24 protein-coding genes are annotated in these 24,601 nt (G+C 62.2%); 13 read left to right on the top strand and 11 right to left on the bottom strand.

Translation table 11 applies throughout. The features are described 5' to 3' along the window. The 10 genes from AC1RKJ_RS07385 to AC1RKJ_RS07340 all read right to left on the bottom strand — a co-directional run bounded on the left by AC1RKJ_RS07385 (position 1) and on the right by AC1RKJ_RS07340 (position 7,164). Positions 1-333 (bottom strand): hypothetical protein, encoded by a 333-nt coding sequence (locus tag AC1RKJ_RS07385; RefSeq protein WP_492790421.1) that lies wholly within the window; start codon positions 331-333, stop codon positions 1-3. Beyond that, positions 330-1,088, bottom strand: coding sequence for an ABC transporter ATP-binding protein (locus AC1RKJ_RS07380; RefSeq protein ID WP_492790420.1), 759 nt, complete (start codon positions 1,086-1,088; stop codon positions 330-332). The genes AC1RKJ_RS07385 and AC1RKJ_RS07380 overlap by 4 nt, the downstream gene beginning before the upstream one ends. Beyond that, positions 1,085-1,891, bottom strand: coding sequence for an ABC transporter permease (locus AC1RKJ_RS07375; RefSeq protein ID WP_492790419.1), 807 nt, complete (start codon positions 1,889-1,891; stop codon positions 1,085-1,087). The genes AC1RKJ_RS07380 and AC1RKJ_RS07375 overlap by 4 nt, the downstream gene beginning before the upstream one ends. Beyond that, positions 1,888-2,667, bottom strand: coding sequence for an ABC transporter permease (locus AC1RKJ_RS07370; protein WP_492790418.1), 780 nt, complete (start codon positions 2,665-2,667; stop codon positions 1,888-1,890). The genes AC1RKJ_RS07375 and AC1RKJ_RS07370 overlap by 4 nt, the downstream gene beginning before the upstream one ends. Positions 2,668-2,846: 179 nt before the next feature. Next, positions 2,847-3,620, bottom strand: a complete 774-nt coding sequence (locus tag AC1RKJ_RS07365) for an SDR family NAD(P)-dependent oxidoreductase (RefSeq protein WP_492792670.1) — start codon at positions 3,618-3,620, stop codon at positions 2,847-2,849. A 2-nt stretch (positions 3,621-3,622) separates the two neighbouring features. Next, entirely contained in the window at positions 3,623-4,120 is a 498-nt protein-coding gene (locus tag AC1RKJ_RS07360) for a 2,4'-dihydroxyacetophenone dioxygenase family protein (protein WP_492790416.1), read from the bottom strand. Further along, a complete protein-coding gene (locus AC1RKJ_RS07355) occupies positions 4,110-4,904 on the bottom strand; it encodes a FadR/GntR family transcriptional regulator (protein ID WP_492790415.1) in 795 nt (264 codons plus the stop codon). Before AC1RKJ_RS07355 ends, AC1RKJ_RS07360 begins: the two co-directional genes overlap by 11 nt. A gap of 245 nt (positions 4,905-5,149) precedes the next feature. Beyond that, positions 5,150-5,428 carry a DUF1488 family protein gene (locus AC1RKJ_RS07350; protein ID WP_492790414.1) on the bottom strand — a complete coding sequence of 93 codons (279 nt, stop codon included), beginning with the start codon at positions 5,426-5,428 and terminating at the stop codon, positions 5,150-5,152. A 237-nt stretch (positions 5,429-5,665) separates the two neighbouring features. Continuing rightward, a complete protein-coding gene (locus AC1RKJ_RS07345; protein WP_492790413.1) occupies positions 5,666-6,442 on the bottom strand; it encodes an SDR family oxidoreductase in 777 nt (258 codons plus the stop codon). 20 nt (positions 6,443-6,462) lie between these two features. Continuing rightward, positions 6,463-7,164 (bottom strand): GntR family transcriptional regulator, encoded by a 702-nt coding sequence (locus tag AC1RKJ_RS07340; RefSeq protein ID WP_492790412.1) that lies wholly within the window; start codon positions 7,162-7,164, stop codon positions 6,463-6,465. A gap of 178 nt (positions 7,165-7,342) precedes the next feature. On the opposite strand from AC1RKJ_RS07340, the gene AC1RKJ_RS07335 reads away from it, so the two are divergent. From AC1RKJ_RS07335 to lipP1, 6 genes are all read left to right on the top strand, one after another. Continuing rightward, positions 7,343-8,599: an ABC transporter substrate-binding protein gene (locus AC1RKJ_RS07335; RefSeq protein WP_492790411.1), complete on the top strand. Its 1,257-nt coding sequence runs from the start codon at positions 7,343-7,345 to the stop codon at positions 8,597-8,599. Between the two features lie 106 nt (positions 8,600-8,705). Beyond that, positions 8,706-9,584, top strand: a complete 879-nt coding sequence (locus AC1RKJ_RS07330) for a branched-chain amino acid ABC transporter permease (RefSeq protein ID WP_492790410.1) — start codon at positions 8,706-8,708, stop codon at positions 9,582-9,584. Between the two features lie 11 nt (positions 9,585-9,595). After that, positions 9,596-12,115: a branched-chain amino acid ABC transporter ATP-binding protein/permease gene (locus AC1RKJ_RS07325; RefSeq protein ID WP_492790409.1), complete on the top strand. Its 2,520-nt coding sequence runs from the start codon at positions 9,596-9,598 to the stop codon at positions 12,113-12,115. 16 nt (positions 12,116-12,131) lie between these two features. Beyond that, the gene (locus AC1RKJ_RS07320) at positions 12,132-13,070 is read left to right on the top strand and encodes a 3-hydroxyacyl-CoA dehydrogenase (protein ID WP_492790408.1); all 939 of its coding nucleotides are present in this window, start codon (positions 12,132-12,134) and stop codon (positions 13,068-13,070) included. Positions 13,071-13,123: 53 nt separating this feature from the next. Further along, the gene (gene kce / locus AC1RKJ_RS07315) at positions 13,124-14,047 is read left to right on the top strand and encodes a 3,5-dioxohexanoate:acetyl-CoA acetone transferase (protein ID WP_492790407.1); all 924 of its coding nucleotides are present in this window, start codon (positions 13,124-13,126) and stop codon (positions 14,045-14,047) included. A gap of 9 nt (positions 14,048-14,056) precedes the next feature. After that, entirely contained in the window at positions 14,057-14,998 is a 942-nt protein-coding gene (gene lipP1 / locus AC1RKJ_RS07310) for a LipP1 family hormone-sensitive lipase (protein WP_492790406.1), read from the top strand. A 4-nt stretch (positions 14,999-15,002) separates the two neighbouring features. On the opposite strand, the gene AC1RKJ_RS07305 is transcribed toward lipP1, so the two are convergent. After that, positions 15,003-15,464, bottom strand: a complete 462-nt coding sequence (locus tag AC1RKJ_RS07305; protein ID WP_492790405.1) for an Lrp/AsnC family transcriptional regulator — start codon at positions 15,462-15,464, stop codon at positions 15,003-15,005. A 133-nt stretch (positions 15,465-15,597) separates the two neighbouring features. Here AC1RKJ_RS07305 and AC1RKJ_RS07300 point away from each other — a divergent pair, with 133 nt between their 5' ends. The 7 genes from AC1RKJ_RS07300 to AC1RKJ_RS07270 all read left to right on the top strand — a co-directional run bounded on the left by AC1RKJ_RS07300 (position 15,598) and on the right by AC1RKJ_RS07270 (position 24,601). Next, complete coding sequence (locus AC1RKJ_RS07300) at positions 15,598-17,961, top strand: thiamine pyrophosphate-binding protein (protein WP_492792669.1); 2,364 nt, start codon at positions 15,598-15,600, stop codon at positions 17,959-17,961. 116 nt (positions 17,962-18,077) lie between these two features. Beyond that, positions 18,078-18,866: a DeoR/GlpR family DNA-binding transcription regulator gene (locus tag AC1RKJ_RS07295; RefSeq protein WP_492790404.1), complete on the top strand. Its 789-nt coding sequence runs from the start codon at positions 18,078-18,080 to the stop codon at positions 18,864-18,866. Between the two features lie 202 nt (positions 18,867-19,068). Continuing rightward, positions 19,069-20,613: a glycerol-3-phosphate dehydrogenase gene (glpD, locus tag AC1RKJ_RS07290; RefSeq protein WP_492790403.1), complete on the top strand. Its 1,545-nt coding sequence runs from the start codon at positions 19,069-19,071 to the stop codon at positions 20,611-20,613. Further along, on the top strand, positions 20,610-21,689 hold the full coding sequence (locus AC1RKJ_RS07285) for an ABC transporter ATP-binding protein (RefSeq protein WP_492790402.1): 1,080 nt from the start codon (positions 20,610-20,612) through the stop codon (positions 21,687-21,689). The genes glpD and AC1RKJ_RS07285 overlap by 4 nt, the downstream gene beginning before the upstream one ends. A 118-nt stretch (positions 21,690-21,807) precedes the next feature. Next, on the top strand, positions 21,808-22,893 hold the full coding sequence (locus tag AC1RKJ_RS07280; protein ID WP_492790401.1) for an ABC transporter ATP-binding protein: 1,086 nt from the start codon (positions 21,808-21,810) through the stop codon (positions 22,891-22,893). Then, positions 22,893-23,795 carry a carbohydrate ABC transporter permease gene (locus tag AC1RKJ_RS07275; protein WP_492790400.1) on the top strand — a complete coding sequence of 301 codons (903 nt, stop codon included), beginning with the start codon at positions 22,893-22,895 and terminating at the stop codon, positions 23,793-23,795. The genes AC1RKJ_RS07280 and AC1RKJ_RS07275 overlap by 1 nt, the downstream gene beginning before the upstream one ends. Continuing rightward, positions 23,795-24,601, top strand: a complete 807-nt coding sequence (locus tag AC1RKJ_RS07270) for a carbohydrate ABC transporter permease (protein WP_492790399.1) — start codon at positions 23,795-23,797, stop codon at positions 24,599-24,601. The genes AC1RKJ_RS07275 and AC1RKJ_RS07270 overlap by 1 nt, the downstream gene beginning before the upstream one ends.

The raw sequence follows: 24,601 nt of genomic DNA, 5'->3' as shown, positions 1-24,601 counted from the left end.
TCATCCTCCCTCTTTTATCGGCCCGACGCTCGTCACCCAGTAAGGCCGGGCAACCGCGTTGAGATCCGTTCGTTTGACACCACGCAGTTCTATCGAATGGCCATCCGCACCGGAGACCCTTCCATATTGCTGGAACGCGAGAACGTGAAACCGTTCAGGCGTGAAAGGCAGTTCGATCTGCACATTGACCTTCTCGGAGCTGCCCGCGAGTTCGGGCGACACTTTCGCGGGTGCGGCCATCGTCAGCCAGAGCTGGAAGCCGAGCCACGCAGCGATCACGCCGAGCACGACGCGGGCTTTGGTCGAACGCAGGGCTTCGGACGCAAGGCTCATGCGGAGCGCACCATTTGCAGCACCTGCGCGGACAACCGCTTGAACGTGTCGTCCTCGATCAGGTTGTCCCAGACGCGCGGGCGGGGCAGGTCGACCTTGATCTGGTCGAGAACGCGGCCCTTGGAGAGCACGACGACGCGGTTGGCGAGAAACACCGCTTCCGGCACGTCGTGCGTAATGAAGATGACTGTCGGGCGGCGCTCCTGCCAGATGCGGGTGAGTTCCTCCTGAAGCGTCATGCGAGTTTGTGCATCGACGCTTGCGAATGGCTCATCCATCAGCAGTACTGCCGGATTGTTGGCGAGCGCGCGGACCACGCCGACGCGCTGCTGCATGCCGCCGGACAGTTCGTTGGGGTAGCGGTTCGCAGCATGGGTCAGGCCGGCGAGCGCAAGATATTCATGGGCGATCTTGTCGCGTTCGGCTTTCGGAACGCCGCGCATCTTCGGGCCAAAGCCGACATTGTCGAGCACGGTCTTCCAGGGAAACAACGCGAACGACTGGAACACCACGCCGCGCTCCGGGCCGGGACCGTCGATCGCCTTGCCATTGAGCAGGATTTCTCCGCCTGAGTGCGGAATGAAGCCCGCGATCATGTTGAGGATCGTGGTCTTGCCGCAGCCCGATGGCCCGACGACCGAAACGAATTCCCCCTGTTCGACGTCGAGCGAGACGTCATGCACGGCGTTGACGTGTTCTCCGGCATAGGGATCGAAGTAAGTTTTCGCGAGATTGCGGATTGAAAGCATGCTCATGATGTCACCAGTCCCCAGCGTTTGCCGGTTGCGCGCTCGATCGGCGCGAGAATCCATGCGTCCACGATGTACCAAAGCAGTCCGAGAATGATCATGCCGAGAACGATCTCGACGGTGGAGCCGGCACGGCGCGCGTCGAACATCATGAACCCGATGCCGCTGGTGCCGACGATAATTTCCACGGCGATCAGCGCACGCCAGCCATAACCGAGCCCGTTGCGCAAACCGGTGATGATGTTGGGCAGCGCGCCGGGCAGGGTGACTTCCCATAGAACGCGCGCGCGCGATGCGCCGAGGCTGCGGGCGGCGCGCGCCAGATCGCGCGGCACGGACTCGACACCGAGCACTGTGTTGAGCACTACCGGAAACAGGACCGTGTAGACGATCACGAACGTCATGGTGGTGAGGCCGAAACCGAACCAGATCAGCAGGATCGGCAGCCACGCGATATCGCCGATGGCCTGGAAGAACAGCAGCACCGGCCAGCACGCGCGATGCGCCCAGCGGCTGGTGCCGATCAGGATACCCAGCGGAATGCCAAGAGCCATGCCAACCGCCGCCCCGGTGATCAGCCGGATCAGGCTGTCCTGAAGGTAGTCCGGCAGGATGCCCTTATATGTGAGAGTCACGAACGATTTCATGACATCGACAGGCCCCGGCAGGAACGCGCGGGGAAATACGCCGGCTTCGACGATCGCGGTCCACAGCAGCACCAGGGGAATGAACGGAACGATGGCGGCAACACCCGGCCAGCGGGCGGTCATCCGCGTGTAGGCGCTCCAGCTTTTGAGGACAATGTTCATGCGCGCCTCACCATGCCCCAACGCTCAATGGTCGAGCGTTCAAGCGGCACCAGCAGCAAACGATCGATCAGCAGCCAAATGACGCCGATGACGATCATGCCGAGCACGATGACTTCGGTGCGGTAGAAATCGCGGGCGACGAACAGCATGTAGCCGAGGCCGACATTGGTCGCGATCATCTCGGCCGCGATCAGCGCGCGCCATGCGAAGCCGAGGCCAGTGCGAATTCCGGTAACGATGTTCGGCAGCGCGCCAGGCAGCAGGACTTGCGTCAACAGCGCCCAGCGACCCGCGCCGAGCGAGGCGGCGGCGTTGCGCAATGCATGAGGAATAGTCGAGACGCCGAGCAGGGTGTTGTAGGCGACAACGAAGAATACCGCGTTGAAAATCACGAAGATGATCGCGCCGAAGCCGTAGCCGAACCACAACGTCGCGATAGGGATCCATGCGATGCCGGCCAGCACCGAGAAGAAACGAAACAGCGGCGTCAGGAATGTGGAGACCGCGGGACTGACGCCCATCGCGATGCCGAGCGGTACGGCTGTGACGATGCCGATTAGCGTTCCCAGCCCGACACGGAGCAGGCTCGCGCCGACATGACTGATGAGCGTCCCGTCACGGATCGACTCAAGTCCGGCGCTGCCGACCGAACCGAGCGACGGGAAGACGCGCGGATTGATCTGGAACAGCGGCACCGCGACGGCCCACAGGATCACCAGAACAAGCAGGGGCGCGACAAACATCGCGGTGCCCGCGATCGAGTTGAACCCCCGCACGAGCCATCTCGGTTGAACCTTTCGACTGGGCGTGACCAGCACGTAACCTCCCTGCGGCCGATCGTTCGGCCCGTCTTGTTGTCGTTTTCTTGCAGGCGGCTTTGTTGTTCAGCAGCCTTTAGATTAAACGCGATCGGTCTCACCAATACGCGGCACGTCGCCACACGCTGACGTTGCTGTCATGCGATGGCGTATCCTCCATCGATTGTGAGAACGGTTCCGGTGACGAACGATGCAGTTGGCGAACACAGATAAAGTACGCCGCCCAGAAGGTCCGCCGGCTTGCCCCAACGGCCCAGCGGCGTGCGATCGAGAATGGGCTTGCTGCGGCTTTCGTCGCTTTGCAGCGCCGAGGTGAGGGGCGTTTCGATCCATCCGGGTGCGATGGCGTTGACGCGAATGCCGTCGCCGGCGTAGGCGATGGCAAGAGATTTCGTCAGTTGCGCGATACCGCCCTTGCTGGCGGCATATCCCGGAACAAGGCCGCCGCCAAAGAACGACAGCATCGATGCGAGATTGACGATTGCCCCATTGGAATGCGCCAGCAGCGGCCGCGCCGCCGCGCACATGCGCATGGTTCCGTTGAGATTGATGTCGACTACCGACTGGAAAACCTCGGGGTCGAGCTCTTCGCCGCGGCGGATGACGCCCGCGCAGTTGACCAACACATCGAGGCCGTCGAGCGAACTGATAAGCGCTTTAACGGCGTCGCCGTCGCGGACGTCGAGCTGGTGCGCGCGCGCCTTGCTCAACACGGGATCGGAAGCAGCGGCCGAGACTTCGGCGTCGCCGACGCCGGCCACGGTGACAATTGCGCCGGCCTCGATGAAACCGCGCGCAATGCCGGCACCGATACCGGATGTGCCGCCGGTCACAAGCACGCGCTTTCCGGAATACCAGATCGACGCCCAGGCGCCGGACGTGGTCGCGCGCGGGATGGTTGCCGTGTCCATCATCAGCGCACGAACTGGTCGACGTAATCGCGACCGAGGCCGCTGGCCTCGTAATGCGCGCGGCACATATCGATCTTGGTGAACACGTCCTCATAGCCGACGTGCTTATTTTGTTCGTCCAGATACACCATCGATCCCTGAATGTTGAAGAAGGTGATCATCTCGGTGGTGTCTTCCGGCACTACCAAGGTGTGAATTTCACCCGGCGGCTCGAACACATACGAGCCCTCGGTGGCGACCCATTTATGCTCGCGATAGAACCATTTGCCCTTGAGGACGAAGCCATGGACCGGATTCGGATGCAGATGCCGCGACAGCACGCCGGATCGGCGCACGCGCAGCAGATTGCACCACTGGCCCTGCCGGGTGTTGAGCATTAGCGGACGGAACCAGACGTCGGGCGCTTGCGGCACCCAGACGCGCTCGTCTTCCGGAATCGCGACGACTGCGATCTCCGGCGATGCGAGGACGTGGGCGGAGCCCTTCATATCACGATACATCTTGCTTCCTCTTGATCTTCGGCTTGGCCGCGCGCGGGTTCGGTAAAACCCGAACGGTGCCGGGCTTCTTCTTCGACAGCTTGGTCTTGGTGAATCCCAGCACCTGCTCCATGGCGATCCGCGCCTTGCGGGCGTTGCCTTCGTCGATGGCGCGGGCCACAGCGGCGTGATTGGGAAGGTTGTCGTCGAACCAGCCGACGCTGCCGACGGCCACAAGAAAGACTGTGCTCAGGATCGTGTCGATCGCACTGCGGAAGCCCTGAAATACGCGATTGTGCGTGGCATCCAGAATCGCAAGATGGAACGCCTTGTCAGCGGCGATGGCGCTGTCCTGATCGTGCGATGTTTCCATGGCGACCAGCGCGGCGTTGATGCGTTGGCGGTCGGTCCTTGTCGCACGTTCGGCAGCCAGCGCGGCTGCGGCCGGCTCGATGATCGAGCGCACTTCCTGAATTTCCAGAAGCAGTTCGCGATCCGGGTCGCCTTTGCCGACAAGCCAGCTCAGGACGTCGCGGTCGAGCAGGCTCCAGTCATGGCGGGGCAGCACGCGCGTGCCATGACGGGGACCCACACTGACAAGTCCTTTTGCAGCGAGGGTTTTGATCGCCTCGCGGATGACGCCGCGGCCGACGCCAAACCGGGCTTCGAGATCCGGTTCGGGCGGTAGCGCCGCGCCAACGGCAATGAGATCGCGCGCAATCTCGGTGCCAAGCGTGGACAGCACTTCATGAATGCGGCCGGGTTTGGCGCGTTTGACGATGAACCGGGTGGTCGCCTTGGCCAACGCTCAGTCTCCCAATCGCCGTCTTGGAGCGGCGCGCCAAAACGCTAGCACGCAGGAAACGGGGATTGCAATCATCCGATGTTAAACATCGGATGATTAGGCAATTTGCTGCAACGCAAAGCGCCTGGCAAATTGTCGCAGAGTTAGATGCGTGGACGCTTTCCGCGCTCGCATAACGAAACGCATGAGGATGCCGACGACTTAATCTTCGGGTTTTTCGCGAGGTATTTCAGGCAGCCGCCGCGTTATGTGCGGAAGTCGATGCTGCGCAGAACGATGCTCGGCGGATGGCCTTCAAACTCGGTGGCGAGGACCTTCGCTTCGGCGCGCGCGTCGATTTTGGCGCGCAGTCGCATGTACTGGGCTTCGCGTTGCTCCGGCTTGGTCGATTTGGTGCCTTCGATGTCGTCCATCGCTGTGGTGCTGATCGCACACGGTACTTCCGTCTGCTCATCCATCACGGTGAAGAGCACGACCATCCGGTTGTAATCGTAGGACTGGAAGGAGCCTTGGCTAATCGTCATTGCTGTTGTCCTCATTGTCCGGTGGATCGTCGCCCGCGCCGCTGGCTGGCAAGGTTCGCGGTCGGCGTGGTGTACGAGGAAGAGGACTTGATTCTTCGAACTCTCAGCGAATTCGAACGCCTCGGGCGCGGCGCTTGTGCAGCGAATTGCGTGCAGGGACACAATGCGCCCTTCCGGGCGCAATAGCCATCGGCTTGTTTCGCCGATATTGCCGCATGAACGGCGTGGTTTTGTGGTCTAACCCAGCATCTGCGTATCGCCGCACACCGAGATGGCCTGTCCGGAGATCGTCTTGCCGCGCGGACTGCACATGAAGACGATCTGGTCCGCGATCTGTTGTGGCGTCACATAATCCTTGATGGAGGTGTAAGAGAACGCGGTCTTTTCCATCTCCGAAAACGATATGCCGCGCTGCTGTGCCTTGGCTTCCAGCACGCGCCGTTGCCTGTCGCCCGCAACGAGGCCCGGCAGGATTGCGTTGACGCGGATGTTATCCGGGCCGAGTTCGATGGACAGGGATTTGGTGAAGCCAATTACACCCCATTTGGCGGCGGCATAGGGCGAGCGCATGGCAAAACCGAGACGGCCTGCCGCAGAAGAAATGTTGACGATGGATGCGTTCTTGCTCTCACGCAGCAGCGGCACCGCCAGCCGCGTGCAGTTGAATTGTCCGGTCAGGCAGATTTCGAGGCAGCGATCCCAATCTTCGGGATTCATCTCGTCCACCTTTGCCGTCGGTCCGGCGACGCCGGCGTTGTTGACCAGCACATCGAGCCCGCCGAGGACGGTGGTAGCTTCCGCGAACAGCACCTTCACGGCGGCGCGGTCCGCAACGTCGCAGATCGTTTGCGTCAGCGCAGGATCGCTCGTTTTCAGCGCGGTGAGGGCGGTCGTGTCCACGTCGCAAACGTGAACCTTGGCGCCTTCGCCGGCAAAGGCCCGCGCGATGGCGAGGCCGATTCCGTTGGCGCCTGCCGTCACCAGCACCCGAAGTCCCTTGATATCGAGGTTCATGTCGTCTCCAGCGATAGCAATTATTGTTCGGCGAGGCCGCCACGCGACAGTATCACTTCCGCCGCGTTGTCGATGTCCGCCGCGATTCCCTTACGTGCGCCGGCTTCGTCACCCGCCTTGATGGCAGCAAGCACTCCGGCGTGGAAGCGCACCGCGTCTCCCTTTGCCAAGCGTTCCGGATTGGCGCGCAGATCGAGATTGATAACCGGCCCCGCCTTGAGCCAAAGCGCGCGGATGATTTCCACCAGCGTTGCCGAATGCGCCGCTTCATAGACCGCGAAGTGGAATGACTTGTTCAACTCGACCGCGCGCGGCAGGTTTGGCTTGGCCGCACGGCTTTCGGCGCGCATCGCCGCTTCCGTCCGCGCGATCGATTTCAGATCGGTATCGTTGCGATTCTTGGCCGCGAGCGCCGCGACGTGTCCCTCGATGGCGATGCGGGCTTGCGTGAGATCGCGAAACTGCGCTGCAGTCATCACGCGCACGCGCACTGCGCGGTTCGGCGTGACTTCGAGCGCGCCATCGGCGACCAGCCGCGAGACGGCTTCGCGCACCGGCATGATAGAGACGCCGAGCACCTCGGCTGCCTGGCGTAGCGAGATTTTTTCGCCGGGCGCCATCCGGCCGGAAATCAGCAAATCTGAAAGTTGCGCATAGGCGCGTCCGCCAAGTGTCTGACGGTCAAGCGGTTCAACCAGATCAAGCGCGGCGGGGCGGTTCATGACCGTTGATCCTGCGGGACGTGCAAAAAGCGAAACAAGGGACTCGACAACATCGTTCTCCTTTGTCAGTCTAAGTGTGATCACAGATCACGGCAAGCGATATAAGCGCCGACAAGACGCGCAACGCCCTGCCGGAAATAAGCGCCGCGAAACGCGGCCGTCACAGGGAGGATGGCTTATGTTGACCAAGGACAAATTCACGCGACGTAGTTTGCTGAAGACCGCTGGCGGCCTCGCGCTGGTATCCGGAATCTCCGCGCCGTCAATCCTGCGCGCGCAATCCGCCGACGTCATTCGAATCGGTCATTTGACCCCGCGCACGGGCTTTCTCGGCCCGCTCGGAGAATATGCCGTGATGGCGGTGGATCTTGCCGTCGAGGAAATCAACGCGGCGGGCGGCATGATGGGCCGCAAGGTCGAAGTGCTGAAGGAAGACTCGGTTAATCCGCAGACTGCCTCCACCAAGGCCGAACGCATGATCGAGCGCGACAAGGTCGCCTGCATCATCGGCGAGATTTCGTCGGCGTCCTGCCTCACCATCGCGCAGGTGGCATCGCGCAACAAGACGCTGTTCATCAATACCGGCGGTAACTCCGACGCGCTGCGCGGCAAGGACTGCCAGCGCTACATGTTCCATGTCGAGTCGCAGAACTCGATGTATGTGAAGACGGTCGGCCGCTCGTTCCTTCAGGAAGGCCTGGTCAAGGGCAAGAAGTGGTATTCGCTGACGGCGGACTATGCTTTCGGCCACGATCTGTTGCGTGTCGCCAAGCGGTTCATGGAAGGCAATGGCGGGCAGTTCGCCGGCGACGATCTGGTGCCGACCGACGCCACGGACTTCTCGGCCTATCTGCTCAAGATCCGCGATTCCAAGCCGGACCTCGTCGTGATCAATCTCGCCGGAAACCAGATCACTAACTTCCTCAAGCAGTATGCCGAATTCGGGCTGACCTATCCGGTCGGCGGCTTCGGCTTCGATACCGCACTGGCCTGGGCGGCGGGCAAGGGCAATTTCGTCGGCACATGGCCGGTGGTCTGGCATCACTTGATCGACACCCCCGGCACCAAGGCTTTCGTCGGCGCATTTGTGAAGAAGTACAACAAGCCGCCGGAAAATCAGGCGTGGGGCGATTACATCGCGACCAAGATCGTGGCGCAGGCCGTCAACGACCTGAAGTCGGCCGAATCGCCGAAGATCATCGAACACTTCGAGAAGGGCGCGAAGTTTGATCTCCTGAAGACGCGGCCGGGTTACTTCCGCGCCTCCGATCATCAGTTGATGCATGAGATGTATGCGGTGAAGGCGCTGCCTGCCGCGCAGGTCAAGAACCAGTGGGACATCTTCTCGTCGAGCGGTCCGGTGCCCGGCCCGAACGAGGATCTCGAAATCATCGCGGCTACCAAAGAAGAGAACAGTTGTACGTTCCCGTCCTGAAGCCAACTTGATGCGTCCCTCCGGGTGATCCCGGAGGGCGCGCTCTTCATCCTTCTTGTTTTCCGGCACGCGCGATGCGTGGCCCATCGATTGCGGGGCGACGACCATGTCCGGCATTTTGCTCGCGCAGCAGGTTCTGAACGGACTGCTCGACGGCGTTTACTATCTGCTGATCGCGCTGGGGTTGTCGCTGATCTTCTCGCTCGGCGGCATTGTCAATCTCGCGCACGGCGCGTTCTTTGCGATCGGCGCATATCTCACGCTGGTGATCTCGCCTTATCTGGGGTTCGGCGGTGCGTTGGTGTTTTCGCCGGTGGCGGTGGCGCTACTCGGCGTCGTCATCGAGAGGCTGTTGTTCACCAGGTTCTACCGTTCCGATCCCATTCTTTCGCTGCTGCTGACATTCGGGCTTGCAATGGTGGCGGAGCAGGCGCTGCGCATGATCTTCGGCGCGCCGCCGCTGTCGTACTCGATACCGGACGCACTGCGCGGGCAGGTCGTGGTCGGCACCTTCATCTATTCGTTCTACCGCGTCGTGTTGCTCGGCATCGCGGCCGCCTGCGTCGCCGGATTGTGGATGCTGCTGCGGCTGACGGCGTTCGGCCGCGTCGTGCAGGCCGGCGTGCAGAATCCGGATATGGTGGGCGCGCTCGGAATTTCATTGCAGCCTTATATGTCGGCTGTCGCTGCACTCGGCATCGGCCTCGCGGGGCTGGCGGGCGTGCTGCTCGCGCCGATCTATGCGGTGCATCCGGCGATGGGCAATGAAATCATCACGCCGGCCTTCGTCGTGGTGGTGATCGGCGGCCTCGGCTCGTTCTGGGGCGTCGTCGTCGCGGCCTTGCTGGTCGGGCTGGTGAAGGGCGTGATGGTCGGCATCGGCTATTCGGCTGCGTCCACCGCCGCGATCTATCTTCTGATGCTTCTGGTGCTTGTGTTCAGGCCGCGCGGTCTGTTCGGCGAGCGCATCACCCGCTTCGAGTGAGGCGACCTGCCATGCTCAAGCGTATTCCCGTTCCGCTTCTGATCGCCGCCATTGGTCTGCTTGTCCTGCCATCGATACTGATTGCGCTCGGCCTGACCATGACATCGGCGACGGAAGTCGTTGTGTTCGGCATCGCCTGCATGGCGCTGAATATTCTCGTCGGCCACACCGGGCTGGTGTCGTTCGGTCACGGTGCATGGTTTGGGCTCGCAGCCTATGCCGCGGGGTTGCTTCAGCGCAACCTGATGCCGGACTCGTTTTTCGGCCCGGCGATCGGAGCCACTCTGATTATTGTGGTGGTTGCCGTTCCGTTCGGATTTCTGATCCTGCGGCGGCGCGGCGTATATTTCTCCCTGCTGACGCTGGCGCTCGCCGCGATGCTTTATTCAGTGTCGTTCCGGTGGACCGACGTGACCGGCGGCGAGAACGGCCTTGGCGGCATCGTTCGCCCGTCGATCCTGGGCCTCAATCTGGATTCGTCGGTCACGTATTACTGGTTCGTCGCAGCCATCGCCTTCGCGGTGCTGGTGCTGCTGTGGCGCTTCCACAATTCGACCGTCGGCACGGTGCTGGTGGCGGTTCGCGAAAACGAGCAGCGCGCGCGTTTTCTCGGCTATCCGACCAATCGCTACAAGCTCGCGGCGTTCGTGCTGTCCGCGGCGCTGACCGGGCTCGCCGGCATCCTGCTGCTTTACAAGAACCGCATGACCTCGGCCGATCCGATTTCAGTGGCGTTCTCCGGCGAGTTGCTCGCGATGGTCGTGATCGGCGGGATGCGCAGCTTTCTCGGGCCCGCGCTCGGCGCGCTGTTTTTTATTCTGTTCCGCGAATTTTTCGGCATCTACACCGAAAACTGGCTGCTCTGGTTCGGTCTTGTCTTCGTCGGCTTCATCGTATTCTCGCCGACAGGCCTGATCGGTGTCGGCGAGCGATTGCTGGCGCCGTTCCGCAAGAAGGTCACCGAAGACGCGGCGATGTCGGCCCGCAAAATCGAGGCGCTGCCGCTGCCGGAATTTCTGCGGCCGAAAGCCGCCGTTGAGGGCCCGGTGCTGGCCGCCCGCGACATGGTCAAGAGTTTCGGCGGTATCAAGGCGGTGCAGGGCATCGATATTTCGATCGCGGACAAAACGCTCCACGCGCTGATCGGCCCCAACGGCGCGGGCAAGACCACGGCGTTCAATCTGCTGTCCGGCATGTTTCCGCCGGATGAGGGCGAAGCCACGCTGATGGGCAAGCCCATTGCCGGTCACACGCCGGAAGAGATTGCCGAAGCCGGCATTGGCCGCTCATTCCAGATCACCAATCTCTTTCCCCAATTGAGTGTTGGCGAGAACATTCGCCTTGCGGTGCAGGCGCGGCACCCTCGAAGATTCGATCCTTTCACCAACGCGCTATCCATTGACGCCATCAACCGCGAGACCGACGAGGTCATCCGCTATCTGGGTCTCGCGGGCATCGAGAAGGCGGAAGCCGGCGCGCTGTCCTATGGCGGCCAGCGGCTGCTCGATATGGGCGTCGCGCTGGCCACCGCGCCGCGCGTGCTGTTGCTGGACGAACCGCTTGCGGGCCTTGCCGCCGCTGAGCGCGAGCGCATTGGCGCGATCATCAAGCGCATTTCGTCCGATCTGCCGGTGCTGCTGGTGGAGCATGACATCGACCGGGTGTTTGCGCTCGCCGATCATGTCACGGTGATGAACGAAGGCCGGGTGCTGCTCGACGGCACCGTGGACGATGCGCGCAGCAGCAAGAAGGTTCAGGACATCTATATCGGCTCGGGAGCCGCAGCCGTGGCGGCGAAGCCGCGCGAAACCTCCGCCAAGGCCAGCGCGCTGCTGACGGTGGACGGCGTTGATACGTTTTACGGCAAGAGCCATATCCTCAACGGCGTCAACTTCACGCTGCACAACAACGAAATCATCGCGCTGTTGGGCCGCAACGGCGCCGGTAAATCGACGCTGCTGAAAACGCTGGTCGGCATCGCGCCGGCATCGAACGGATCGATAAAGCTGGCCGACGCCGAACTGGTCGGACGCGCCTCCGCCGAATGTGCGCGTCTCGGCATCGGTTATGTGCCGCAGGGACGCGGTCTCTTTGCCGGGATGAGCGTCGAGCACAATCTCGAACTCGGCGGATTGAAGCGGCAGACCGGCAACGGCGTGCACTGGACCCGCGAGCGGGTCTACGAATACTTCCCGCGTATTCGCGAGCGGCTGGACAGTCCGGCGGATTATCTCTCAGGCGGCGAACAGCAGATGGTCGCGGTGGCCCGCGCTCTCTCCGGCGACGTGCGGGTGCTGTTGCTCGATGAGCCGTTCGAGGGGCTGGCGCCGGCCGTGGTCGAGCAACTGTTCGAGGCGTTCGATCGCCTGCGCAAGGAGGTCGCCATCATCATCGTCGACCATCACCTCGATCTGGCGCTGGCATTGTCCGACGCCACGGTGGCGCTGGAGCGCGGTCGCATCATTCACGAAGGTCCGTCGAAAGCGTTGCGCGACGATCTCGATCTGCGCCGCAAGGTGCTCTGGCTTTAAAAGAAAGAAGAAACGCATGCCTGACAACAAGACTGTCGCAATTGTCGGAGTGGGTCTGATCGGACGGGCCTGGGCGGCGATCTTCGCCCGCGCGGGATGGACTGTGCGATTGACCGACCCCCATGCCCCGACGTTGAGCGCCGCGCCCGGCCTGATTCGCGATGAGTTGCGCGCGCTCAACCGTCATGGGCTTGCGAATGATCCCGACGGTGCGGCGTCGCGCATTTCGGTGGCGGCAAGCCTCGCCGATGCGGTGAAGGACGTCGCGTTCGTTCAGGAAAACGGCCCCGAGAAAATCGAGGACAAGATCGCGCTGTTCGCCGAGCTCGACCGGCTTGCGCCTGCGAATGCTCTGCTGGCGTCGTCCACTTCCGCCATTGTTGCCTCGCGCTTTACGGAAAATCTCAAAGGCCGCGCGCGCTGTCTCGTCGGCCATCCGGTCAACCCGCCGCATCTGGTGCCGCTGGTCGAGCTTTGCGGTGCGCCCTGGACCTCGCCGGACACGATCAGCCGCGCGCGCGAGATCTATCGCGACATCGGGCAAGTGCCAGTGACGGTCAACAAGGAGATCAACGGCTTCGTGCTCAACCGCTTGCAGGGCGCGCTTTTGGCGGAAGCGTTTCGGCTGGTGGGCGAGGGCTATATGTCTGCCGAAGACCTCGACCATACCGTCAAGGACGGCCTCGGGTTGCGGTGGTCGTTCCTCGGGCCGTTCGAGACCATCGAACTGAACGCGCCGGGCGGCATACCGGATTATTGCGCGCGCTACACAGGCTTCTATAAAGAACTGGCGGCGGAAGCCGCGGGCCCGGAGGTTTATCAAAGCCCGAATGTCGATCGCGTCATCGCGGCTTGGCCGCATCAGCCGGCGCCGGATCGCATAGTCAGGCTCACCACCCGCCGCAACGAGCGGCTAGCGGCGCTGGCCGCGCACAAGGCGAGACAAGCCGACTGATTTCTGTTCGCCCATCCTGTGATCGATCAACCTACAAAATGAAAGACAAGAAAATGAGCCGTAAAATCATCATCACCTGCGCCGTCACTGGCGCGATCCATACGCCGTCGATGTCCAAGGCCTTGCCGGTGACGCCGCAGGAGATCGCCGACGCGGCCGTTGGTGCTGCGGAGGCGGGTGCGGCCATCGTGCATCTTCATGCGCGCAATCCGAAGACCGGCCAGCCGGATCAAAGCCCGGAGGCGTTCGCGCCGTTTCTCAAGATCATCAAGCAGCGCTCCAACGCGGTCATCAATCTCACCACCGGCGGATCGCCAACGATGACGGTGGACGAGCGCGTTCGCCCGGCGGCGGTCTACAAGCCGGAAGTCGCCTCGCTGAACATGGGATCGATGAATTTCGCGTTCTTCGGGATGCTCAACCGCTTCAAGACTTTTGAGCACGAGTGGGAGCGCAAGCATGTCGAGAACAAGGACATCGTGTTCCGCAATACATTCGCGGACATCGAGTATGTGCTGAATGCGCTGTCGGGCAGCGGCACGCGCTTCGAGTTCGAGTGCTACGACACCGCGCATCTTTATAACCTGAAGTATTTTCTGGATCAGGGGCTGGTGAAGGCGCCGCTGTTCATTCAGACCGTATTCGGATTGCAGGGCGGTACGGGCGCGCATCCGGAGGATGTGTTGCACATGAAGCGCACGGCGGATCGACTGTTCGGCGATCAGTATGTCTGGTCGGTGCTGGGAGCCGGGCGCAACCAGTTGCCGATCGCGGCAATGTCGGCGGCGATGGGCGGCAACATCCGCGTCGGCCTCGAGGATTCACTGTGGGCCGCGCCGGGCCGCATGGCGGAGTCCAATGCCGAGCAGGTTCGCCTCGCGCGCAAGATCATCGAAGGCCTCGGCCTGGAGGTTGCATCGCCCGACGAAGCACGCGAAATTCTCGACCTGAAGGGTGGAGATACCCTGCAGGTTTGAGGAGCCACCATGCCGGTCACGCTCGATCCCGATGCCGCCGCCGTTCTCGCCGCCTTCCGTGCGGCAGGGCGTCCTCCCTATGAAACGCTGTCGCCGGCAGAGGCTCGTGAGATGTATCTCGCCGCCCGCGCGGTGTCGCAGCCCGAGCCGCCGAAGATCGCGTCGGTGGACTCGCTGTCGGTGCCGGGACCGGCGGGAGATATTCCCGCGCGCATCTATAGGCCGTTGACGCTCCGGCAGTCCGATGGACTGTCGCCGTGTCTGGTATTTTTTCATGGCGGCGGCTGGGTGATCGGCAATCTCGATTCTCATGATGTGGTGTGCCGGACGCTGGCCGACGAAGGCCAGCTCATCGTGATCTCGGTCGATTACCGTCTGGCGCCGGAACACCAGTTTCCCGCGGCGGTCGACGATGCGATCGCTGCGACGGTGTGGATTTCAACGAACGCCCGCCAGTTGGGAATCGACGCGGCGCGGCTGCTTGTGGGCGGCGACAGCGCCGGCGGCAACCTGGCAGCGGTGGTCGCGATCCATGCGCAGGAAGCGGGGCCAAAAATTGCCGGTCAGGTCCTGATCTATCCCGCCACCGACTTCGCGATGACGCATCCCTCGCACCGCGAACCCGAGACCGATGCGTTGCTGACCCATTCCGTGATCCGGTGGTTTCGCAATCACTATCTCGGGGCATCCGACGGCGAGCACTGGAAAGCCTCGCCTGCGCGGATGGACAAACTCGCAGGTCTGCCGCCGGCCTTCGTGCTGACGGCGGGCGCGGACCCTTTGCGAGACGAGGGCGATGAGTATGCCCGGCGGCTCGGCGAGGCCGGCGTGCCGGTCACCTGCCGGAGCTATCCTGGCCAGTTCCACGGTTTCATCACCATGGGAAAACTGCTGCCGAAGGCTGGCGACGCGATGCGCGAGATCGGCGCGTGGCTGAAGGCGCTGAACTAGCTGCCTAGACCGGCAACGCGTTGGTGTACTTCACCTGACTGAGCGCGAAGCTGGATTCGATGGAAGCAATGCCGTCGAGCCGCGTCAGTTTGGTCTTGATGAAGGCTTCATAGGACGGCAGGTCGGCGGTGACGACGCGCAGCAGGTAATCCCGGTTGCCGGTCATCAGATAGCATTCCAGCACCTCTTCCCATTTCGAAATCGCTTTCGCGAAACGGTTGAGGTCTTCTTCTTTTTGCCGTTCCAGCTTGATCGAGATGAAAACGCTGACCGGAAGCCCGACCGATTTCTGATCGACCATGGCGATATAGCGCGTGATGACGCCGCGCTCCTCCAGCAGTTTCACGCGCCGATGGCAGGGCGATACCGACAGGCCGACCCGATCCGCCAGGTCCTGCATGGTAACGCGGCTGTCGGCCTGCAGAATCGCCAGGATTTTACGGTCGATCGCATCGAGGTCGGTCATTGGTATGAAATCCGTAAATGGAAACCATTATTGGAATGATATCCCAATATCATGTTGCCAGTCGAGAGGATTTGAGATTTTTCGGGATCGCCCGAGGGATAGCATGGCGGGGTCTCAACCGCTGGTGACCGCCATGCCGATCGATCCATCCCGTCTGGAAATTCTGAACGCGCTGAACAGGAAAGCGCTGTGGCTGTCGTCATGGACGATTCATCACGCCAACCATCTGCGCAGCGACTCCGATGGCCTCAAGGTCGGTGGCCATCAGGCCTCGAGTGCGTCGCTGGCGACCATCATGTCGGCGCTCTATTTCGGCGTGCTGAAGCCGGAGGACCGCGTCGCGGTGAAGCCGCACGCCAGCCCGGTGTTTCATGCGATCCAGTATCTGCTCGGACAGCAGACGCGCGAGAAGCTGGAGAATTTTCGCGGCTTCAAGGGCGCGCAATCTTATCCCTCGCGCACCAAGGACATCGACGACGTGGATTTCTCCACCGGCTCCGTCGGACTCGGCGTGGCGCAAACGCTGTTCTCGTCGCTGGTGCAGGATTACGTCAAGTCGCATGGCTGGATGAAGGATCGCCCGGAAGGCCGGATGATCGCGCTGGTCGGCGATGCCGAACTGGACGAAGGCAACATCTTCGAGGCGTTGCTGGAGGGCTGGAAGCAGGGCCTGCGCAACACCTGGTGGGTGATCGACTACAACCGCCAGAGCCTCGACGCGGTGATCCGCGAAGGGCTGTGGGAAAAACTTGAGACCATGTTCCGCAATTTCGGCTGGGACGTGGTGATCGTAAAGTACGGCAAGCTGATGCAGGCGGCGTTTGCCGAGCCGGGCGGGGAGGCGCTGCGCAAGTGGATCGATAGCTGCCCGAACCAGATGTACGCGGCGCTGTGCTTTCAGGGCGGGGCCGCGTTCCGCAAGCATCTGCTGGACGACATCGGCGATCAGGGCGCGGTCACGAAGCTGATCGAGAAGCGCAGCGATGATGAACTGCTGGCGCTCATGTCGAATCTCGGCGGCCACGACATGGCGAGCATGCTGGAGGCGTTCGAGGCGATCGATCACGATCGCCCGGTGTGCTTCATCGCCTATACTATCAAAGGCGTCGGTCTGCCGTTTCAGGGCCACAAGGACAATCACGCTGGGCTGATGACCGTGGCGCAGATGGAAACGTTTCGCGCCGCGCAGAACATCCGGCCCGGACACGAGTGGGACCGGCTGGAGGGACTGGCGCTGGAGCCCGCGCGCATCGAGGCTTTCCTGAAGAATGTGCCGTTCGCGCGCGACGGCGCGCGGCGGCTTGAGGCGCCGAAGGTGGAAGTCCCCGCGCAGCTCGGCGTCACGCTGACGCCACGCATGGCGACACAGCAGGGATTCGGTCTGATCCTGAATGAACTGGCGCGCGGCGATACCAAACTTGCCGAGCGCATCGTCACCACATCACCGGACGTCACGGTCTCGACCAATCTCGGCGCATGGGTCAATCGGCGCGGTCTGTTCGCGCTGGCAGAGAAGGCCGATCTGTTCCGCAAGGAGAAGATCCCATCGACCTTTGCTTGGGATTATTCGCCAAAGGGCCAGCATATGGAGCTGGGCATCGCGGAGATGAATCTCTTCATCATGCTCTCCGCGCTCGGCCTGTCGCATTCGATTAACGGTGAGCGTCTGCTGCCGGTGGGCACGTTGTACGATCCCTTTATCGAGCGCGGTCTCGATGCGCTGAATTACGCCTGTTATCAGGACGCGCGCTTCATGGTGGCGGCGACGCCGTCGGGCATTACGCTTGCGCCGGAAGGCGGCGCGCATCAGTCGATTGCGACGCCGCTCATTGGCATGGCGCAGGGCGGACTTGCCTCGTTCGAGCCGGCTTTCGTGGACGAACTCGCGGTCATTATGCGCTGGGGCTTCGACCACATGCAGCGCGACGAGGGCGAGGGCGGCTCCGTCTACCTGCGGCTTTCGACGCGCACGCTCGACCAGCCGCAACGCACGATGACGCCGGAGCTGGAGCAGGATATTGCGGCGGGCGCCTACTGGATGCGCAAGCCGGGACCGAATTGTGAGTTGGTGGTCGCCTATACCGGTGCGGTTGCGCCGGAAGCGATTGAGGCCACGGGACTGCTCGGCGAGTCACGGCGGGACATCGGCCTCCTTGCGATTACGTCGGCCGATCGTCTTCATTCCGGCTGGAATGCATCACGCAAGCTCCGCCGTGCCGGCGGGCCGCGCGAGCCCAGCCACATTGAGCGGCTGCTGTCGCCGCTGCCGCGCGATTGCGGATTGATCACCGTGATCGATGGACATCCCGCGACGTTGGCATGGCTCGGCAGCGTGCAGGGTCATCGCGTCGAGGCGCTCGGCGTGGAGAAGTTCGGCCAGACCGGCACCATCGGCGATCTCTATGCGCACTATGGAATCGACACCAATACCATCATCGACGCCGCGGCGAGCCTGACGTTCGGCTCGCCGATCCGGCATCGCAAGATGGCGGTGTGACCCCTCTGCACGGCAGGTTTAACCAAGTGCAGCGGTCGTCGCGCGCCGGACCGATTGTTAAGTTGACCGGACGCGGCAACGGCAGCACCATTGGCTCACACGAGTTAAGGTGCTGAATGACCGAGCTTTCCAATCGCCAGTCCGACATTCTGAATATCGCGCGCACGTCCGGGCGCGTGACGGTGGAGGATCTGGCGCGGCGGTTCGAGGTCTCGGCACAGACCATCCGCAAGGATCTCAACGACCTGTGCGACCGCCGGTCGATGACGCGTGTTCATGGCGGCGCCATCATCGCCTCCGGCGTGGAAAATCTCGCTTACGAGGCCCGGCGGTTCGTCGCGGCGGATGAGAAGAAAGCCATCGGCATCGCGGCCGCCGCACAAATCCCCAATGGCTGTTCGCTGTTCATCAACATCGGGACCACAACTGAAGAAGTCGCGAGCGCACTGACATCGCATGAGGATCTGCTGGTCATCACCAACAATCTGAACGTTGCGATGCTGCTGTACCGGCATCCGCGTATCGAGGTGATTGTAGCCGGCGGCACGGTACGCCGCGGCGATGGCGCGGTGATCGGATCGACGGCGAACAACCTCATCACCCAGTTCAAGGTCGACTACGCCATCATCGGCGCGTCGGCGATCGACGAGGAGGGCGCGCTGCTCGACTTCGACTATCGCGAGGTGCAGGCAGCGCAGGCCATCATCGCCAATGCGCGAAGCGTGATGCTGGTGGCCGACAGCACCAAGCTCAGCCGCAACGCGCCGGTGCGGATCGCGCATCTCAGCCAGATTCATACGTTCGTGACCGATCTGCCGTTGCCGGGCGGACTTCAGGCCATTTGCAACAGCCGCGGCATCGATGTGATCGCCGCGATGCCGGACAAGCCCGCCGACCTCGCCTGAACCGCTTCGTCCGGCTTGTCGGCTCGTCGTCACGGGCTCGGCCCCGCCCCAACCTAACGCATTGGTACAATGACGATTCTTCGGATCGTCAGTTGACTGCCTATGAAATCATCTCCCACTTGCTTTCGTTTTTGGTTGTGATTTAATCACATCCGAAAGCGAAACCGCTAAATCTGAAAATAGCGAGCGCTGGGGAGACGCGGTGGGACAGGTTTTCGACCTCGCTATTATTGGCGGCGGGATCAACGGCTGCGGTATTGCCCGCGACGCCGTGGGCCGTGGAAATTCTGTCTTCCTGTGTGAAATGAACGATCTCGCCAGCGGCACCTCGTCGTGGTCGAGCAAGCTCATTCACGGCGGCCTGCGCTATCTCGAGTATTACGAGTTTCGTCTGGTGCGCGAGGCGCTGCTGGAGCGGGAAGTGCTCTGGCAGATCGCGCCGCACATCATCCGTCCGCTGCGTTTCGTACTTCCGCATCATGCGGGACTGCGCCCGGCGTGGCTGCTGCGGCTCGGCCTCTTCATGTACGATTACCTCGGCGGCCGCCGGTTGTTGCCTGCCACGCGCACGGTTGATCTTGCGCGCGATCCGGTCGGTCGGCCGTTGGCGCCGGGCCGCTTCACAAAAGGTTTCGAGTATTCCGATTGTTTCGTCGACGACGCGCGCCTTGTGGTTCTCAATGCGCGCGATGCGGCGGATCGCGGCGCGGTGATCCGCACGCGAACCCGTGCTGTTGAGGCACGGCGGCAGGACGGACTCTGGCAGGTCATCCTCGAAGACACCGAGACCGGCGCGCAGAGCAGCATTCAGGCGCGCGCGCTGGTGAATGCGGGCGGCCCGTGGGTCGAGGATGTTCTGAACCGGCGTGCCGGTATCAACGCCAAGGCCAAGGTGCGTCTGGTGCAGGGCTCGCATATCGTGGTGCCGCGTCTTTACGAGCACGATCACGCCTACACGTTCCAGAATGCGGATGGGCGCGTTGTGTTCGTGATTCCGTTCCAGAACGATTTCACGCTGATCGGCACCACCGACCGCGATTACGATGGCGATCCGTCGAAGGTGAAAGCCTCGTCCGAGGAAATTGCCTATCTCTGCGAGTCGGTGAACGACTATCTCGCGAAGCAGGTCAAACCGGACGACGTGGTGTGGGCCTACGCCGGTGTGCGCCCCCTCTATGACGATGGCGCCAGCGAAGCCAAGGCCGCGACCCGCGATTACGTGTTCGAGTTCGATGCGCCGGACGGACTGCCGCTGCTGTCGATTTTCGGCGGCAAGATCACGACCTATCGCCGTCTCTCCGAAGAAGCGCTGGAACGGCTGGATCAATACTTGCCGGGTAAAGCAAAGCCGGCTGGCTGGACCGCGACCGCGCCGCTGCCCGGCGGCGATCTCGATGTGTCGGCGATACCGGCGCTGGCCGACGAACTGGTCCGCGACAATTCGTTCCTGCCGCACTCTCTCGCGCTTCGTCTTGCGCACGCCTATGGTACGCGGGCCAGCAAGGTTCTCGACAATGCAGCATCGACGGCCGATCTCGGGCAATTGTTCGGCGATACGCTGACGGAACGCGAAGTCCGCTATCTGATTACGCACGAGTTTGCGCGCACTGCCGAGGACATCGTCTGGCGGCGATCCAAGCTGGGCTTGCGCCTTTCAGTTGATGAGGTGAGAGCGCTCGATGACTGGATCGCCACGCATCGCAGCGGCTTCGACCGGCCGCTGAGGGAAGCGGGAGGCCGCGCATGAGCGTCACCCTCGACAACGTTTCGCGCGAGGTGAACGGCGTATCCTGGATTCGCGATATTTCGCTCACCCTTGAGCGCGGTACCTTGAGCGTGCTGCTCGGGCCGACGCTGTCGGGCAAGACCTCGATCATGCGGCTGTTGGCCGGTCTCGATAAACCGACGTCCGGGCGCGTTCTTGTCGACGGCAAGGACGTGACGGGCTTTGACGTGCGCAAGCGCTCGGTCGCGATGGTCTATCAGCAGTTCATCAATTATCCGACGCTGACGGTGTTTGAGAACATCGCCTCGCCGTTGCGCGTGCAGGGTGTCGCGCGCGGGGAGATCGAGAGCCGCGTCAGGGATGCGGCGAAGCTGCTCAAGCTGGAGCCCTATCTCAACCGCACGCCGTTGCAATTGTCCGGCGGCCAGCAGCAGCGCACGGCGATCGCGCGGGCGCTGGTGAAGGGAGCGGACCTCGTGCTGCTCGACGAGCCACTGGCCAATCTCGACTACAAGCTGCGCGAGGAACTGCGCACCGAACTGCCGCGCATCTTCGAGGAATCCGGCGCGATTTTCGTCTACGCGACAACGGAACCATCCGAGGCGCTGCTGCTTGGCGGCCGCACCATCTGCATGGGGGAAGGGCGGGCGCTTCAATCGGGCCCGACGCCGGATGTCTATCGGCGGCCTGACACGGTGGAAGTGGCCGAGGTGTTTTCCGACCCGCCGCTCAACACCGTCGGCATTGAAAAGAAAAACGGATCGATTTTCTATTCCGGCGGCGAACGCGCCTCGGTCGCGGGTCTTTATGAAGGCTTGAGCGACGGCTCGTACAAGGTTGGATTCCGCGCGCACCAGCTTGACGTTGCGGGTGCATCTCCCGGCCGTCATGCGTTCGTGACGACCGTGAGCGTCACGGAAATCACCGGCTCCGAAAGTTTCGTGCATCTCAAGCGCGAGGGCTACAATTGGGTCGCCGTGCTGCCGGGCATTCACGAATTCCTGCCGGGGCAGGAACTGGATGCCGTTCTCGACCCGAACGATCTTTTTGTTTTCGATCAATTCGGCCGGCTTGTGGCCGCGCCGGCGGCAAGGTGAGGGCCAGTGATCCGATTTTGATCGCTGGAATCGTAAATTAACGAGTGTCCTTTCGAGTTCGGCGTTCGCGAAGGGACACGCTGCAAATTTAAGCGAACGTCGAATTCGGGACACTCGCATGGCTCGCATTGACCTTGTCGATCTTGCGCATTCCTACGGCGGCGACGCAGCCGATCCCGCATCCTATGCGCTGAAGCCGATGACCATGACCTGGCGGCAGGGCGGGGCCTATGCGTTGCTCGGGCCGTCCGGCTGCGGCAAGACCACGTTGCTGAACATCATCTCGGGCATCGTCACGCCGTCGCACGGCAAGGTCCTGTTCGACGGTGCCGACATCACGAGTTCGACCACGCGCGAACGCAATATCGCGCAGGTGTTCCAGTTTCCGGTGATCTACGACACCATGACCGTGGGCGAGAACCTTGCGTTCCCGCTGAAGAACCGCGGGCTACCGCGCAATCAGATCCAGACGCGCGTCACCGAGATCGCAAAGCTGCTCGATCTTACGCCCTATCTCGACCGCAAGGCGGTGCGGCTCAGCGCAGATGCCAAGCAGAAGATATCGCTTGGCCGCGGCCTCGTGCGCTCCGATGTGGCGGCGGTTTTGTTCGATGAGCCGCTGACGGTGATCGACCCGCATCTGAAATGGGAATTGCGCTCGAAGCTCAAGGCGCTGCATCAGGCGCTCGACCTCACCATGATCTACGTGACCCACGACCAGACCGAGGCGCTGACATTCGCCGACACGGTGGTTGTGATGCATGACGGCAGCGTCGTGCAGAGCGGCACGCCGGAAGAGCTGTTCGCGAAACCCGCTCATACCTTCGTCGGCTATTTCATCGGCTCGCCCGGCATGAACATCGTTCCCGCCGAGGTGAGAGGCCGCGATGCGATCATCAGCGGCCACACCATCAGGCTTGACCGGACCTACGACAGCCAGCCGCCAGCCGCCAGGATCGAAATCGGCGTGCGGCCGGAGTTCGTCCATGTCGCGCCGCCCGCGTCGGGACTTCTGTCGGCGCAGATCGAGCGGATCGACGATCTCGGGCGTGTGCGGTTTGCGCGCGTGCGGATCGGCGACGCGAAGTTCGCGGCAAGGGTTCCGAACGGATTTTCGATACCGGACAAGACAGCCGGTCTTGTTTTCGATCCGGCGCATGTTCACGTTTATGCCGATAGCCTGCTGGTCGAGGGGCGCGTCTGATGGACAAGACGATCAACAACAAGGCGTGGCTTCTGGTCCTCCCGGTGTTCCTGATCGTGGCCTTTTCCGCGATCCTGCCGCTGATGACGGTGGTCAACTATTCGGTGCAGGACACCTTCGGCAACAACAAGTTCTTCTGGAACGGCGTCGGCTGGTTCAAGGAGTTGCTCGATCCGACGACAGACCTCGGCGACCGCTTCCTGACCTCGCTCGGGCGTAATCTTCTGTTCTCGGCGATCATTCTCGCCATCGAGGTGCCGCTCGGCATTCTGGTCGCGCTGTCGATGCCGCGCGACGGCTGGCGAGTTGCGGCGTGCCTCGTCATCCTCGCGCTGCCGTTGCTGATTCCGTGGAACGTGGTCGGCACCATTTGGCAGATATTCGGGCGTCCCGACATCGGCCTGATGGGTTACGCCCTGAACAAGATGGGCCTGGATTACAACTACGTCTCCAACAGCTTCGATGCGTGGTGCACCATCATCGTGATGGACGTCTGGCACTGGACCAGCCTCGTCGCATTGCTGTGCTACGCGGGCCTGAAGTCGATCCCGGATGCCTATTATCAGGCGGCGCAAATCGACGGCGCGTCGCGCTGGGCGGTGTTCACGGCGATCCAGTTGCCGAAAATGAAGCGCGTGCTGTTGATCGCGGTGCTGCTGCGGTTCATGGACAGTTTCATGATCTACACCGAGCCGTTTGTCGTGACCGGCGGAGGCCCCGGCAACTCCACGACCTTCGTGTCCATCGAGCTGGTCAAGATCGCGCTCGGGCAGTTCGACCTCGGCAAGGCGGCGGCCCTGTCCATCGTCTACAACCTCATCATCCTGATCGTGTGCTGGGTGTTCTACACGGTGATGACGAACGCCGATAACGAGCGCGCGCAACCGGCGGGAGGCGCGTGATGCATACAATTCCCGGACGCCGCATTATTCTCGGGCTGTTCCTGATCTTCCTGTTGTTGCCGATCTACTGGCTCATCAACATGAGCTTCAAGACCAACACCGAGATTGTCACGACCATGACGCTGTGGCCCAACAATCCGACGCTGATGCATTACAAGCGCATCTTCACCGACGCGAGCTGGTATTCGGGTTACATCAATTCGCTGAAATACGTTATCATCAACACGATCATCTCGATCTCGTTCGCGCTGCCTGCGGCTTATGCCTTCTCGCGCTACCGCTTCCTCGGCGACAAGCATCTGTTCTTCTGGCTGCTGTCGAACCGCATGGCGCCGCCGGCGGTGTTCGCGCTGCCGTTCTTCAATCTGTATTCGGCGATCAACCTGTTCGATACGCCGTGGGCGGTGGCGCTGGCGCATTGCCTGTTCAACGTGCCGCTGGCGGTGTGGATTCTCGAAGGCTTCGTCTCCAGCGTTCCGAAGGAAATCGACGAGACCGCGTTCCTCGACGGTTACTCGTTCCCGCGCTTCTTCGTGAAGATCCTGATGCCGCTGATCGCGAGCGGTATCGGCGTCGCGGCGTTCTTTTGCTTCATGTTCTCGTGGGTCGAATTGCTGCTGGCGCGCACGCTGACATCGGTGAACGCCAAGCCGATTGCCGCGACCATGACGCGCACGATTTCCGCGTCCGGAATGGATTGGGGATTGCTGGCGGCGGCCGGCGTGCTGACCATCATTCCGGGCGCGCTGGTGATCTGGTTTGTCCGCAACTACATCGCGCGCGGTTTCGCGCTGGGCCGGGTGTGA

Source organism: Afipia sp. GW822-FHT04G07 (assembly GCF_058800765.1).
This window is presented reverse-complemented; position numbering and strand designations above follow the sequence as displayed.